Source organism: Bacillus stratosphericus (assembly GCF_020524495.1).
Lineage (GTDB): Bacteria > Bacillota > Bacilli > Bacillales > Bacillaceae > Bacillus > Bacillus stratosphericus_B.
Window position 1 is genome coordinate 1 of sequence record NZ_JAIVLB010000060.1, and the last position, 14,021, is coordinate 14,021.

General features: G+C 40.9%; 20 protein-coding genes, 1 tRNA gene and 1 riboswitch. Of the genes, 12 read left to right on the plus strand and 9 right to left on the minus strand.

Going from position 1 to position 14,021, the window contains the following annotated elements; translation table 11 throughout:
* Positions 1 to 141: 141 nt before the first annotated feature.
* The 5 genes from LC033_RS15710 to LC033_RS15730 form a co-directional block, all read right to left on the minus strand.
* Positions 142 to 585, minus strand: a complete 444-nt coding sequence (locus tag LC033_RS15710; RefSeq protein WP_226570032.1) for a CotY/CotZ family spore coat protein — start codon at positions 583 to 585, stop codon at positions 142 to 144.
* Between the two features lie 209 nt (positions 586 to 794).
* Positions 795 to 1,286, minus strand: a complete 492-nt coding sequence (locus LC033_RS15715; RefSeq protein ID WP_226570034.1) for a CotY/CotZ family spore coat protein — start codon at positions 1,284 to 1,286, stop codon at positions 795 to 797.
* A gap of 147 nt (positions 1,287 to 1,433) precedes the next feature.
* Positions 1,434 to 1,919, minus strand: a complete 486-nt coding sequence (locus LC033_RS15720) for a spore coat protein (protein WP_226570036.1) — start codon at positions 1,917 to 1,919, stop codon at positions 1,434 to 1,436.
* A gap of 88 nt (positions 1,920 to 2,007) precedes the next feature.
* Positions 2,008 to 2,334 carry a spore coat protein gene (locus LC033_RS15725; protein WP_226570038.1) on the minus strand — a complete coding sequence of 109 codons (327 nt, stop codon included), beginning with the start codon at positions 2,332 to 2,334 and terminating at the stop codon, positions 2,008 to 2,010.
* A 43-nt stretch (positions 2,335 to 2,377) separates the two neighbouring features.
* Positions 2,378 to 2,773: a spore coat protein gene (locus LC033_RS15730; protein WP_226570040.1), complete on the minus strand. Its 396-nt coding sequence runs from the start codon at positions 2,771 to 2,773 to the stop codon at positions 2,378 to 2,380.
* 168 nt (positions 2,774 to 2,941) lie between these two features.
* Between LC033_RS15730 and LC033_RS15735 the strand changes: the two genes are divergently transcribed.
* The 5 genes from LC033_RS15735 to spoVIF all read left to right on the plus strand — a co-directional run bounded on the left by LC033_RS15735 (position 2,942) and on the right by spoVIF (position 4,389).
* Positions 2,942 to 3,295 (plus strand): DUF1360 domain-containing protein, encoded by a 354-nt coding sequence (locus LC033_RS15735; protein ID WP_226570063.1) that lies wholly within the window; start codon positions 2,942 to 2,944, stop codon positions 3,293 to 3,295.
* Between the two features lie 71 nt (positions 3,296 to 3,366).
* Positions 3,367 to 3,495 (plus strand): hypothetical protein, encoded by a 129-nt coding sequence (locus LC033_RS16925; protein WP_264188790.1) that lies wholly within the window; start codon positions 3,367 to 3,369, stop codon positions 3,493 to 3,495.
* Positions 3,496 to 3,573: 78 nt separating this feature from the next.
* On the plus strand, positions 3,574 to 3,795 hold the full coding sequence (gene yjzK / locus LC033_RS15740) for a protein YjzK (protein ID WP_226570042.1): 222 nt from the start codon (positions 3,574 to 3,576) through the stop codon (positions 3,793 to 3,795).
* Positions 3,796 to 3,879: 84 nt separating this feature from the next.
* Positions 3,880 to 3,993 (plus strand): YjcZ family sporulation protein, encoded by a 114-nt coding sequence (locus tag LC033_RS15745; protein ID WP_226570045.1) that lies wholly within the window; start codon positions 3,880 to 3,882, stop codon positions 3,991 to 3,993.
* A 138-nt stretch (positions 3,994 to 4,131) separates the two neighbouring features.
* Complete coding sequence (gene spoVIF, locus LC033_RS15750; RefSeq protein WP_003212292.1) at positions 4,132 to 4,389, plus strand: sporulation-specific transcription regulator SpoVIF; 258 nt, start codon at positions 4,132 to 4,134, stop codon at positions 4,387 to 4,389.
* A gap of 16 nt (positions 4,390 to 4,405) precedes the next feature.
* Here spoVIF and LC033_RS15755 read toward each other — a convergent pair whose 3' ends face one another.
* Positions 4,406 to 6,715, minus strand: a complete 2,310-nt coding sequence (locus LC033_RS15755) for an ATP-dependent helicase (protein ID WP_226570046.1) — start codon at positions 6,713 to 6,715, stop codon at positions 4,406 to 4,408.
* A 205-nt stretch (positions 6,716 to 6,920) separates the two neighbouring features.
* Here LC033_RS15755 and LC033_RS15760 point away from each other — a divergent pair, with 205 nt between their 5' ends.
* Positions 6,921 to 7,097, plus strand: coding sequence for a hypothetical protein (locus tag LC033_RS15760; protein WP_226570048.1), 177 nt, complete (start codon positions 6,921 to 6,923; stop codon positions 7,095 to 7,097).
* Between the two features lie 80 nt (positions 7,098 to 7,177).
* On the opposite strand, the gene LC033_RS15765 is transcribed toward LC033_RS15760, so the two are convergent.
* Genes LC033_RS15765 through LC033_RS15775 form a run of 3 tightly spaced genes read right to left on the minus strand, consistent with a single transcriptional unit; the run spans position 7,178 to position 8,930 of the window.
* On the minus strand, positions 7,178 to 7,615 hold the full coding sequence (locus LC033_RS15765) for a GNAT family N-acetyltransferase (RefSeq protein ID WP_226570050.1): 438 nt from the start codon (positions 7,613 to 7,615) through the stop codon (positions 7,178 to 7,180).
* A gap of 6 nt (positions 7,616 to 7,621) precedes the next feature.
* Entirely contained in the window at positions 7,622 to 8,137 is a 516-nt protein-coding gene (locus LC033_RS15770; RefSeq protein ID WP_226570052.1) for a YjcG family protein, read from the minus strand.
* A gap of 52 nt (positions 8,138 to 8,189) precedes the next feature.
* A complete protein-coding gene (locus LC033_RS15775) occupies positions 8,190 to 8,930 on the minus strand; it encodes an esterase family protein (protein WP_226570054.1) in 741 nt (246 codons plus the stop codon).
* A gap of 216 nt (positions 8,931 to 9,146) precedes the next feature.
* Positions 9,147 to 9,252, plus strand: a riboswitch (SAM riboswitch).
* Between the two features lie 78 nt (positions 9,253 to 9,330).
* Here LC033_RS15775 and LC033_RS15780 point away from each other — a divergent pair.
* From LC033_RS15780 to LC033_RS15805, 6 genes are all read left to right on the plus strand, one after another.
* Positions 9,331 to 10,449: a methionine biosynthesis PLP-dependent protein gene (locus tag LC033_RS15780; protein WP_226570056.1), complete on the plus strand. Its 1,119-nt coding sequence runs from the start codon at positions 9,331 to 9,333 to the stop codon at positions 10,447 to 10,449.
* Positions 10,446 to 11,624 carry a cystathionine beta-lyase gene (gene metC / locus LC033_RS15785; RefSeq protein ID WP_226570057.1) on the plus strand — a complete coding sequence of 393 codons (1,179 nt, stop codon included), beginning with the start codon at positions 10,446 to 10,448 and terminating at the stop codon, positions 11,622 to 11,624. Before LC033_RS15780 ends, metC begins: the two co-directional genes overlap by 4 nt.
* 117 nt (positions 11,625 to 11,741) lie before the next feature.
* Positions 11,742 to 11,814, plus strand: a tRNA-Val gene (locus LC033_RS15790).
* 158 nt (positions 11,815 to 11,972) lie between these two features.
* Positions 11,973 to 12,983, plus strand: coding sequence for a tyrosine-type recombinase/integrase (locus LC033_RS15795; protein ID WP_226570059.1), 1,011 nt, complete (start codon positions 11,973 to 11,975; stop codon positions 12,981 to 12,983).
* A 347-nt stretch (positions 12,984 to 13,330) separates the two neighbouring features.
* Positions 13,331 to 13,708 (plus strand): helix-turn-helix domain-containing protein, encoded by a 378-nt coding sequence (locus tag LC033_RS15800; RefSeq protein ID WP_226570061.1) that lies wholly within the window; start codon positions 13,331 to 13,333, stop codon positions 13,706 to 13,708.
* Between the two features lie 215 nt (positions 13,709 to 13,923).
* Positions 13,924 to 14,021 (plus strand): BRO-N domain-containing protein (locus LC033_RS15805; protein WP_376776453.1); only part of this gene is annotated, 98 nt, incomplete at its 3' end.

Here is a 14,021-nt window from a genome sequence, read left to right on the forward strand (position 1 = left end):
TACTTCTAATTGATTTCTTCTCTCTTCTTCACGTTTCGATAACATGTTCATCCCCCGCAGAATTGTGTTATTACCCTTATTATACAAAAAAGCTTGTAGACTTTGTCTACAAGCTGAAAGTCCCATATAGGGACTTTTTTGTTAGTTGTTACGGTTGATGAGTCGTGGGTTTAAGCACTTGATTGCGCAGAAGCAGTCAAGGTCTACTTCTATGCAATACTTCGATTTTTCTAATCGGAACACATCGCACACGGAGTCTTTATCTGTAAAATCTAAAATATAACGGTCTTTGTCAAATGCAATAAGCAAGCTGAGTGTTGCACAGTGATCAGAGATGTGTTCGACTCTGAAAAATGCAGTGCTGAAGCAAGGTCCTGCATCTACTTCTCCGACGTTTCCGAATGCGACGAATGGTTTTGATTTTGATGTAAATAGAACAAACGGGATAGTGTCACCTAATGAGTGTGATGGAGAAAGGAGATTGCTGTAACAGCTAGTTGGGCACTCTTCTTCGACGGCATTTTGTAAGTCGTGAATGTTTTCAACAGCCTCTGCTACACAGTTCCATGAATGTTTGCGGCTCATATTCAACCCTCCTATACAAGGAATTTTGTTTGAGTATTTGAGCACTGTCATCATCTACAAGCTTTATTTTGTGCTTACACCGGTTGGTGCATGTCGTTTCAATCAATGCGGAAGCGGCCAACTTTTTTGCTGACTGCTCCGCATTGGTTGTCATTCGTGAGGAAGGGGATGCTATGACTCATTACAAGTTAGGTCAACGGATGATTTGTTTAGCCGTGGTGATGATGTTTTTTATCTTTCATCGGTAGTACTCTGTCTACAAGTTCTGGGTTTAAACATTGGATCGCGCAGAAGCAGTTCAAATCAACCTCGATACAAAAGTCCGTTTTTTCTAGACCAAAAAAGTCAGGGTCACAAGGGTGACAAACGCTAAGCGTATGTCCGTGTACATCAACAGGTCTTAATACAGATAACGTAGCACAGCAGTCGTATAATTTTTCAACCCGGAAGAAGATAGATTCGAAGCATTGAGAATCGTCCACAAATCCTCCAATGTTTCCGAAAGTAGAGAACAATCCGCCCTTTTTATCAAAAAGTAAAAACGGAATCGTATCTTTTCCAGAAACTGTCGGGCTTAATAAATTACTGTAGCAGCTCGTAGGACATTTATCTTCTACAGCTTCCTGCTCTGCTAAAATCTTATCAACCGCATCGCATACACAGTTTTCATCATGTCGGCCATGGTGTTTTCCGCAGCTCATGGATTTCAGCTCCTTTAACAAGGTATTTGACTTTAGTCCTTAACAACATATGTATGCGCCCTCTAGTTGGTGTGGGTAAATGACTATTTATATTTGTTGTATTTTTCATAAAAGGAAAAGCAGAGCTTTTCGCTCTGCTTTTGTACATTAGAGGATACCGATTGCGATGATTAGAGCAGCTAAAATTTGTATAAGTGTTTGAACTGCAACGGCTACATCTGCGTCGACTGTAGAAACTGTTACATCTCGGGAGTTTTCGATAACCAATTTTTGACGGTTTGCTTGTTTCGAGGTTGTTAACTGTACCAAATCTTGTGCTACTTGATCAGCTAAGTCATTGTCCGCAATTGAAAGGTTGATAATAGCTACTAAAGCCAGTTGTACAGCTGTCTGAATAGAAACTGCGACTTGAGCATCAACAGAAGAAACATTGATATCGCAAGAATCTCTAATAATGATAACTTCTTCTGAGATTTGCTTGTTTTGCGAAATTTGATCTGCGTTTTGTAGAATATTTTCATCATGGTCATAGTAACCATCATCACATACAGGTTTTCTGTCATAGTGATGGTAGTCTCCTTGGTGACTACAATTACGATCAAGTGCTACCCATGAATATGGTTTTGAACTCATGTTTTTTCCCCCTCTCGTTTACTTTATTAAATGCGAAGTTACTGCATTTGGTTTGGGGCATATATCTTGCTGGGATCACCCATTTTTACTAAATGTTATTTTGTTCAGAATCTCTTCGCTGATGGATACGCTGTCTTAAAGTGTTCGTTCTACGCTTTGATTGAGCCTCTTCTTGATGATTATTTTGAGCTTCTTCTAGGCGTTTTTTTTCTTTTTGCGATTCGACAAAAGCATTTGCTTTGTTTTGAAGGTCTTCTACTAATTTTAAAATGCTTCTTTTTTGCTCGTCATTTAAAGGTCGTCTGTTTTCTGCTGTAATGTTGTACTTATTTAAAACGTCACTGACAAGTAGACTAGTTAATGGGTCTACGTTTGTATCAATATCGAAATCTTCTTTTTTGTTTTCTTCAGACAATTCATGTCACCTCTTTCATTCGTAATGTTAGAAAAAGAAAGGGTCAAAGAATGCCGGCTTCAACTAAGAGTACATTCAGTGTTTGAGTGAGAATTTGTACGGAGTTCAAAATGGATTCATCAGATAATGTAATCGTGACGTTATAGCAATTGATGATTTGAATCACCGTTTTCTTTTGGACTGTCACTTGTTGTGTGGATAAAAGCTGCTCTGTGATCTCTATAGCCAATTCATCGTCTGGTACAAGAATTTGAATTAAAAGAGTAATGATTGTCGTTACGGTCGCTTGAAGGGAGAGTGCGGCTGTTACATCTGATTTATGAATCGTGACATTTTCGGAATCCTTGATCTCAAAGAAATCATCATAATTGCTCATTAATTCGTTTAACAGTTGTGTGTATAATAAATCAGCACTTTCTTCAATAGACAATACTTTCACTCCTTTCTTATCTATACATTATTTAATGCAGCAGGGATTCAAGGTGGAATCGGAAAGCGTGAAAAAGTAGAACCCAATTTTACTTCCACTCGAATCATCATGGCGGTCCTTCTTTTTGCATATATAAAGAAAGGACGGAAAAAGAAGAAAGAAGGAGGTGGAGATTTCCTGATTGGTGCTTTGTCTTTTGTCGTGTTTGCCCTCGCATCCTTTCGGCTGACGAGATTGGTCGTGTTTGATACTATTACTGCCCCTTTTCGCCGTTTATTTCATGAAGAGCAAGAAGAAATAAACGAACAAGGTGAAGTCGAGACATATATTATCATCAAAGGAAAAGGACTGCGGTCTTGGGTAGGAGAATTATTAAGCTGTTATTGGTGTACGGGCATGTGGTGTACTGCTGCTTTACTTGTGATATACATACTTTTTCCTCTCGTCAGCATGTGGCTTAATTTACTATTAGCGATTGCCGCAGCAGCAGGCATTATCGAAGCAGTCGTGTCGAAGCTGCTTGTGAAATAAACAGGCATTCTGATCAGACACGCTTTAAAAAAATGCATATACTAACATGGAATAGGAAAGGAAGGGTTGCGATGAAACCAACTGAAACGCCTTCACATATGCTTCAAGGTTATCCAGCGCAGTCAAACCAACGATCTGTTTATAAAAAAAAAATCAAGAAGACTGGCTGCGGCTGTGGAAAGAAAAAGAAATATGAATAGTAGAAAGCCGGATTTATCCGGTTTTTTTGTTGCCCTTTTTTCGAGTTCTGCATATGAAAGAGAGAAGGGGTGACCAGAATGGACGCATTCGAACAATTAATCGGCTCTTTGTTCACTAAACCTCATGATGGGAAAGAACAAGCGTATGAAAAGGTTGAAATGGATCTAGCTAATAAAGCGAATGATCTTGAGCAGCACTTAAAGGTATTTGGCGAGAAGATGGACGCCTTTGCGAAAGAAACAGAGGCATTCATGATGCGTCATGGAGACGCAGATTATGTATTTAAACAGCAGAAATAAAATTTCCGCACTTTTTTATGTGATCGTCCAAACCATTTCTTGTTTTTTTCATATTTTGTAATGGAGTAGAGGAGGTGCTTAAATATGGGTTGTTACGGTTACGGTGGCGGCTATGGCGGCGGTTATGGTTCAACTTTTGTTCTTGTCGTCGTGTTGTTTATTCTTCTCATCATCGTTGGTGCTTCTTTCTTTAACTAAACAGTCAGAAGGTGAGGGAAGCAATGGGGAAGCCTTTTGCTTTCCTTTCTCTTTGGTCAAACAAGGCAGTAGGATAGGCACATATCTCCCCTATTTTCATATAGTATGGTGATTACTCCACAAAGAGGAGGCAAATGAATGGATAATAAATTCTTTAAAAGTGTCGAAAATAAAACAGGTGTCAATATGAATGATGTCTTTAAGCTTGCAGGATCGTTGCAAAATGCCAACTTTAAAGATGAGGCCACTGTTCGAGGTGTTATTAAAAAAGTAGCGCAGCTTGCGAACAAACGTGTACCTAAAGAAATGGAAGACAAAATCGTCCAATCGATTACAAGTGGAAAAGAAAAGCTTGATTTCAATACAATCGCTAAAATGATGAACAACAAAAAATAAACAACAGGCTCTCCAGTCAAAGGGGGGCCTGTTGTTTTTGTGTGAACAATTCACGGTTTTTCTTCAGAAGAGGGTACAAAAAACGAGAATGATGAGCGGTTTTTCCTCTTCTAAAAGAAGGGACAGATAGATAGAGGTATTGTTCTGCTCTTGTCATGGCAACGTATAATAAACGCCGCTCTTCTTCAAGGGCTTCTTCATTACCATTTCTTAGTTCATCAAGTGCGAAATCATGAGGTAGTGCACCGTCGATCACACAAGTGATGTACACCGTTTGGAATTCAAGCCCCTTTGCGCGGTGGATCGTCATGAGCTGAACACCTGGTTCGTCTGTTTTTTCCTTTTCGGCAGATTTCATATGTTCAGCATGTGAGAGAAAGGCTTCAATCGTTTCAAAGCGTTTGGCGGCTGTTTTCACATCACGTACATCATCCGCCCCTTTTTCAAGCACATTTGTATCGTTCACACGTTTTTTTAAGTAATCGCCAAGTCCCATCTGTTGTTCAATAAATGCCACAGCGTCAGACGGCTTTAACGTTCGTAAAGTTCGGAAAAGAGGAACGATCGATTGGAGCTTTTTACGCTGAAACGGCTGAATGTCTGTTAGTTTTCCAAGCGCTTCTACCATTGAACAATCTTCCGTAATGGTCAGGACCTTTAGAGTATTCAGTGTCTGTTGCTTTAAAAAGAAAACCGGCAGCAACTGTTTCATTGCAGCGACATCATCTGCATCTTGACTTAAAGAAAGAAAGGCGAGCAGTATCCGAACCATTCGTCTGCTGTAAAAGGCTTTGACGCCAGCATCCGTCTCATATGGAATGGCCGATTGATGAAGCCGTTCATAAATGGCGCGTCCGCCTGTTTTGGTCCTAAACAGCACACAGAAATCATTCGGCTTTGCTCCGTTTTTCATTTTATCCAGAATATCTGCTGCGATCATGGTCGCTTCCTCTTCCTCATCATATGGATAAAAGAGAGTCGGAGGGACTTTCTCAGCACGAACGGCTTTTAACGTTTTCTCATAACGATGCTGATTTTTTTTAATGATGGCATCTGCACTTGCGACAATTGTATGGTGAGAACGGTAATTCGCATGTAAATGGACGATCTGAGCGGAAGGATAGTCCTGCTTGAAATCAAGAATGAAAGCGGGATTACTTCCTCTAAAGGCATAAATGGCTTGATCATCATCACCGACACAAAATAGCTGCTCGGATTCTCCGGCTAACAGTTGAATTAATTGATATTGAACCGGATTAATATCCTGAAATTCATCCACCAAAATATACTTGAATCGTTTTTGATATCGTTTGAGGAGTTCAGGCTGTTCAGTCAGCATGTGTAAGCAGGCAATCGCCATGTCATCAAAGTCAAATTGCTGATTGTCTCTTTTTTGCTGTTCATACAACTGATAGATCGTCCACATTTGCTTTTCCCTTTCATCTTTCAGCTCAGGAAGTTCGTCTGGTAAAAAAGCATTTTTCCAATAACCAATCGATTGTAGCACCTGATCGGTTGGATACTCTTTCTCATCAAGCCCTTCATTCATGAGCGCTTTGCGAATGTACTGTTCCTTTTGCCAGTCAAATTTGATTAGGTGCTGGCCGTTCCATCTCTTCGGATCATCATGAAGCAGCATTTTATAAAAAAGACTGTGGAAGGTGCCCGTCACGACCTGACTCTCTTGTGAGGGATGAAGCTGGTATTGCTTGCGCAGCCTTTCTTTCATCTCACTGCTTGCTTTTGTGGTGAAGGTCACGAGTAATATATGATGAGCGGGCATTTGATGGTGCGAAATCAGATAAGCTGCTCTAGCCGTCAGCACCCTTGTTTTCCCGCTGCCGGCACCAGCAAGCACAAGCATTGGACCGTCTTGATGTGTCACAGCTTGAAGCTGCGGTGTACTAAAGGTGATTTGCGGAAAGAGGTCGATGGTATGTACATGTTTATTCTCTTCTAAATGGATGGCTTCGCTCAAATGAACCAACCTTGGTTCCTGCCAGTCAAACGATTCCTTCGTTTGCGAGATGATCTGTTTGCCAGTTGGAAAACGGAAGCCGTCAAGTTCTTTGTAGGAAGCACTTTCCTCTGGTTCTGTCGTTTTCATGTCTTGTTGTTCTTCAGCCTTTTCGCACATCTCCTGCTGAGACGTTTGCTTATGAATAAAGGTAGGTTCTTCATGTATATTTAATCTGAAAAAGACGGGTTGTCCGCAATATGGGCAAGATAAGTGCCCCTTTTTTCCCTCATCATAGAGGAATTGATAATGTTCTCTCGAATACATATGTATTGAGATCGTTCGATCATGTCGTCGTGCGCATTTCAAAGCTAGTCCTCCAATTGTCAATCAATCTTAAAAAGAAACAAATCTAATCATATCAAATGAAGCAAGTTTCATACAGTCATAATTAGGGAATAGTAGAATAGAAGAGAAGCAAAGGAGGCGTTTTTGATGGGATATATAGCCCCGATTCAGCCGGATCTGTATTTTCAGTATAGCAACCGTCCTGCTCCTCAGGATAAAGAAGACTATGAAAGTGACAAAGGTCACGCGCACTTTTCATGACAAGGTATACAGAGAGCTGGAGAAAAAAGAGGACTTAATGACAGAAGCAGAAAAGAAAGTTCAGCAAAAAAAGCGGGAACGCTTTGTGCGAGATATGTTTATGGAAGAAGGAAAGGGCATTTATATCAATGTATATATATAAATGATTGCGCTTTCTTACCTATCCGAATGATGATGAATCTAGAAAAGCCAGAGCATCCATGATGCCCTGGCTTTACTTTGTTATCTAGCAGATAGTGTTTTTGTCATTTTGACATGTGTGATACCTGCTTCTTCAAACGGTTCAGAAATGGCTTTGTAGCCTTTCTTTTCGTAGAAAGGAAGAGCTTGGACTTGTGCATGCAAGACAGCTTCCTTTGCTCCTTTAGCAATAGCTTCGGTCTCTAGCGCCTCTAATAGCTTGTGGCCAAGGCCGAAAGAGCGCGCCTCTTTTAACACACAAATCCGTTCAAGCTTTCCCTTTTGACCTTCAATGATACGTAGTCTAGCAGCAGCCTGTGGCTCTTTGTCATCATTATAAATGACAAAATGGATGGCTTCGTCTTCTAGTTCATCAATTTCGATCTCTAATGGGACTTCTTGTTCTTTCACGAAAACTTCTTTTCGAACGTAATATGCATCTTCTCGTTGTGTTTGTACTTTTGCGATGACTGTTTTCAAATGTCTTTAACCCTCTTCTCCTAAAATAAATGTTTCATAAACGGTCCAAGATCCATTGTCTAATTGATATAAAAGGTGGAAGCGATCAACCGTTTCTTCATGATCAATCTTTCTCAGCTTTAATGTGCCAAGTACGTCTGAATGCTCATCATCTGATAATTTTTGAGCCACTGTTACATGCGGAACAAATGCATATTCAGGTGTACCAGCAAGTGGATCAGTGTACAATTTATCATTTAGAGCCGTTAATTCCTGGTTCGGTTCTATTTTCATATATATGACGTTGTTTACAGGAGCGAATGAACTGAATTTTTTAATACGTAAGGTAATAGGAGAGGCATTTTTTGCATAATCTCGTAGGGTTGAGACGACCTCAGCTGCTTCTAAATCCGTTAACTCAAAAGGTGTTCGTAATGTTAAATGAGGCGGTATGAGTGAATAGTTCGGATCATAACGTTTTCGATAAGAATTCGCAATATCTTGCAATTTTTTTGATGGAAATAAAACAACTCCGTATTTCATCATGTTCCCTCCTGATTAATAAAGTATTTATTATTCTTTATTATAACAAAATTCAGTTGTTAAACGAATATGGGAGAATTCTTTTTAACGAAGGAGCGATGAGCGGCTGCCAAAACGTCCATTTGTGATCACCTTCGAATGTCTCAAATAAATAATCCGCACCAGACTGTTCAAGAAGGGCCTTTAAGTCGTCGTTCGGTTTGATAAAATCAAGCACTTGACCATCGGTTGTTTTCACTGCCGTTTCTTCTGACCCAATTTGATGAATAATGGCATAATGAGAAAGAGATGTTGATTGTTTAACTGCTTGTAAGACCGTCTTATCGACGTAAGGAGACTGCAAAATCAACCCGCCAAATAAAGAAGGGTAATCAATGGCTGTCATGAGTGAAATCGTAGCACCTAGTGAATCACCAATAAACGTACGTCCTGATCCAATTTGATACGTTGGATAGTGTTCATCAATATAAGGGACAAGTTCATTTGCCAAAAAACGTTTATACGCTTCAAACTTTTTGCCGTCTGGATGATAGGTATTTCGCCTTTCAGTGACATTTTCATACGGAATCCCAATAATAATCGAGCGTTCGATTTCTTTGTTTTGCATAAGTTCTTCCGCCTGTCTGCCTATTTTACCTAAGCGGAAATAATCATGACCATCTTGTGCAATGATGACATGATATGTATAAAGGGGAGAGTAATTGACTGGCAAATAGATTAAAACTGTCATGTCCGTCCCAAGCTCTTTTGATTGTAAAGTTTCTTCTTGAATGATTCCTGTTTTCTTCACCATAATCCATTCCTCCAGCTAACCAAATTCATCATAAGTGAAACGTTTCCATTCATTGTAACATGAAAAACAGCGTTGTTCCTATATACTAACATGCAATCAAATCTACTGACATCCAATCTGCTACAAAATACAGAAAATTTTAATTAATTGCTACATTTCCACTTGAAAAATGAGTTTTAATGCGTTACATTATTAAGAATTAGTACAGACAACACATTCTTATCGTGAGAGGTGGAGGGACTGGCCCTTTGAAACCTCAGCAACCGGTGATATACCAAGGTGCTAAATCCAGCAAGCAACTTTTTTGCTTGGAAGATAAGAGGAAGCGATTAAACCCCTTCTTCTTATGAAGAAGGGGTTTTCTGTTTTGAAATCAGATATTTACTTAGGATGGTGTCAAATGACAGAACATGTGGAAACGAAATTAGCCCAAATTGGAAACCGTAGCGAAGAGGCGACTGGCACGGTCAGTCCCCCTGTTTATCTTTCAACAGCATACAGACATAGAGGCATTGGTGAATCAACAGGGTTTGATTATATTCGGACGAAAAACCCAACAAGACAGCTCGTAGAAAATGCGATTGCTTCACTCGAAGAAGGGACGGCCGGTTTTGCCTTCAGTTCGGGAATGGCTGCTATTCAAACGATCATGGCTCTATTTGAGAGCGGAGATGAACTGATTGTTTCATCAGATTTATATGGCGGTACATACCGTTTATTCGAGAACGAATGGAAAAAGTATGGCCTTCGTTTTTTATATGATGATTTTTCAGATGAAGACTGTTTACGCTCTAAAATCACGCCAAACACAAAAGCCGTCTTTATTGAAACGCCGACTAATCCACTCATGCAGGAAGCGGATATTCAAAAGATTGCGAAGATTGCAAAAGAACAGGGCGCTTTGGTCATTGTCGATAACACCTTTTACACACCAGTCTTGCAAAAGCCGATTACGCTTGGAGCGGATATTGTCATTCATAGCGCAACCAAATATTTAGGCGGACACAACGACGTCCTTGCCGGGCTTGTGGTGACAAAAGGGGAGCAGCTATCTGAGGACATGTTCCAGCATCAAAACGCCATCGGAGCGGTTTTATCTCCATTTGATTCATGGCTTTTAATGAGAGGGATGAAAACGTTGGCTCTTAGAATTAGACAGCACGAGGCAAATGCGAAGGAGTTAGCCGACTTTTTAGAGAAGCAGCCAGAAATCCAAGATGTCCTTTACCCAGGCAAGGGGGGGATGCTGTCATTCCGTGTAGTAAAAGAAGACTGGGTTAATCCATTTTTAAAGCAGCTAAAAACGATTTGTTTTGCAGAAAGCCTTGGTGGAATCGAAAGCTTCATTACGTATCCTGCCACGCAAACGCACATGGACATTCCAGGGGAGATTCGCATTGCAAACGGTGTGTGTAACAAACTGCTCCGTTTCTCTGTTGGGATTGAGCATGTAGATGACCTGAAAGCCGACCTTAAACAGGCACTATCAAAAGTCAAAAAGGAGGTACACGCAAAATGACCACACACGATTGGACACTCGAAACAAAACTAGTTCATAATGCCTTTAAAACAGACCGTTCAACAGGTGCAGTTAGTGTACCGATTCAGCATGCGTCAACGTTTCATCAAAGCAGCTTCGATGAATTTGGCCAATATGACTACTCCAGATCAGGGACCCCTACACGTCAAGCATTAGAGGATACCATTGCAGCGTTAGAAGGAGGAACAAGAGGTCTTGCCTTTGCCTCAGGCATGGCAGCCATTTCAACCGCTTTTCTCCTTTTATCAAAAGGAGATCACGTCCTTGTCACTAGAGATGTGTACGGCGGAACATTCCGTATGATTACACAAGTCCTTTCGAGATTTGGCATTGAGCATACCTTTGTGGACATGACGGATTTGAATGAAGTCAAACAAGGTATTCAATCGAATACGAAGGTCATTTACATGGAAACACCGTCAAACCCAACACTAAATATTACGGATATTCAAGGCGTTGTCCAGTTTGCGAAAGAGCATGACTGTCTGACTTTCTTAGATAATACGTTTTTAACACCTGCTCTCCAGCGGCCGCTATTCCTAGGCGTTGACGTTGTGCTGCACAGTGCAACGAAATTTCTAAGCGGTCACAGTGATGTGCTGTCTGGCTTAGCGGTGGTCAAAGACGAGGAGCTGGGAGAGGAACTATATCAGCTGCAAAACTCCTTCGGTGCTGTCCTTGGCGTTCAGGATTGCTGGCTTGTGTTAAGAGGGTTAAAAACCCTTCAGGTCAGATTAGAAAAAGCAAGCCAAACGGCATTAGAATTGGCTTCATTTCTGAAAGAACATCCTGCGGTGAAAAAAGTATACTACCCAGGCTTAGATGACCATCCAGGTGCGCAGATTCAGCGAAAGCAAGCAAGCGGAGCAGGAGCTGTTCTCTCGTTTGAATTAGAAAACAAAGCGGCGGTTAAAGAATTGGTCGCGAGTGTCACATTACCTGTATTCGCTGTCAGCCTCGGCGCTGTCGAATCGATTCTTTCCTACCCCGCAAAAATGTCACATGCCGCCATGCCAAAAGAAGAAAGAGAAAAAAGAGGTATCACAGACGGTTTACTTCGATTAAGTGTTGGTATCGAAAACGGAGAGGATCTCAAACACGACTTCAAACAAGCACTCGATCAACTAAAGCCCGTCCTTGTGAACCAATCATAAATGAACTTGTAAAAAGCCGGCTTTTTGTTTTTTTGAACAAACCCATTGACGCCCTCTACTTATGGTTATATAATAGAGACTGTCAGTAACAGAAAGCCCAGAACTGATACATAACTTGATTCCGTAGCTCAGCTGGGAGAGCGCTACCTTGACAGGGTAGAGGTCGCTGGTTCGAGCCCAGTCGGAATCATCTACGGCGGTTAGAGGCGTTATATCAACGTTTCTAGCCGTTTTTTATTGCGTTGACTTAGCGTTGACTTATGCGTTTTTAGTTACTGGGTAGCGGTCGTACCGTCGGCAAGGTAGCGGTCTTCATTTCGATGACTTAATCGATTTGGAGGTGGTAGTATGTCTGCAAATAGGACAGGAAGGCGCATTAAAAAAGAGCGGACTTTACGGAAAACGACGAGCAATCTCGACGTTTTATTCATTCAGTTCCGCGCGATAAAGAAATCAGAGGGGCGCGCAGAAGGGACGATAGAGCAATATGAGAATAATTACGGCTTCTTTATCGAATTTCTCGACCGCCATAGAATAGAGCGGTCGATAAAAGAGATTAATAGAGAAGTTCTACAGAAATACATCGTCTATATGCAGGACGAATGGGTGAAGTTTGAAGGTCACGGATTTAAAAAAGAGGAGCATATGACGAAAGGTTTAGCGCCCGCTACAATTAACACGCGTCTTAAGACTTTGCGGGTGTTCTTTAAAACGCTCTATGACGAAGGTTTAATTGAAAATAACCCTATGTGGGGCATAAAGAACGTTAGAGAACTGGAAGAAGAGATCGTTATATTAGATGAGGATGAACTACGTTTGCTGTTTGCGGCACCGAACCAAAGGAATTATGCAGACTTTCGAGATTACGTTTTAATGAACGTTTTGTTAGACGGGATGATGCGTATTTCTGAAGCGCTGGGTCTTCGTGAGGAAAACTTCGATTTAGAAGGAAGGGTTCTGTACATACCTGCTGCAATCGCCAAAAATAGAAAGGCTCGGTCAGTACCTATTGACTTTGGAACGGCGAAGATATTAAATGAGTTAATTATCGAGAATAAAGCCGATTTTGATTCCGACTTTATATTCCTTGCGAACTATGGCGAGAGATTAACACGCGATCACTTCCGGAAACGGCTTGCAGAATATGCAAGGGAAGTCGGTATTAAAAAGCGTGTCCATCCACATCTTTTCCGTCACACGGCCGCAACAATGTATCTAGAATCAGGCGGAGATATTCGTCATCTACAAATCCTACTCGGACATAGTGACTTACGGATGGTTATGAGATATACGCACTTGTCGGGAAAACCGCGCAGCATGATAAATATTCTGCGATTAATGTCGTTAGAAAAAAACTAAATAAGCAAAGAAAAATTAAGAGAAGATGACTCGGCCACATGGTCGGGTTATTTTTTATTTTAAATGTCCCGATTTCCGCCGCCCACATGCGACTGTATAAGTGAAAGCGAAATTTTTTTAAGAAACGATGTCCAATTCTAAAAGTATATACGCAGTTATAAGTGAAAGCGAAAAAATTTCCGAATTTATTGTGCGGTTTTAAAAAGTGGAGGGTATTATTTCGTGTATGAGGTTTTAATAGGTCGTATGCGACTGTACTTTTGGAAGCGAAAAAAGTTCGTAAATTTTGTGCGGTTTCCAAATACGGTTCGTATGATTAAGTAGAAGTGGGAATAGGAGGTTTTAATATGCCAAACGAAAAGCGACCGATCGACTTTCACGACCACAGATTCGTCCGAGTAACGAAGTCGGTTATCGCAGACGAAACGTATTTGGATAAGCCGGTTCAGAAACTCGTATACGCCGTTCTTTGTTTCTACGCAGACAATACGAGTAAGAAGTCGCACCCAAGCGTTCAGACTATCGCAGATAAATGTCGATGCTCAACGAATACGGTGCGGGCAGCATTACGTAGGCTGAAGGAACTCGACCTCATTGACGTCAAAGAACGGAAAAATGCGAACGGGCAGACATCGAATGAATATACGCTTTGGGAACCTCCGGAATGGTTCGTTGAGACCGGCACTTCAAAAAACGACAATAGCCCCCTGCAAGATTTGAAGTAAGGTACTTCACAGTTTGAAGACGAACTAAACTCATTTAACTATACTTATTTAACTAGACTAATAATAGCGCTCAATTAAAATCTTTCGCGCAGATACTTACTTACTTTAAAAGATATATCTATCGCGATAAAAGATATTTGCAAAGAGTGAGCGTAAGCGAACGAATTGCTACGGTTTTAAAAATAAACGGAAAGAATAAACGAGGAGGAATCGTAATGAACGAATTACAAAAAGTATTCAATTATCAAGAACAACAGGTGAGAACAGTCGTGAAGGATGGTGAACCTTGGTTTGTTGCAAAGGATGTATGTGA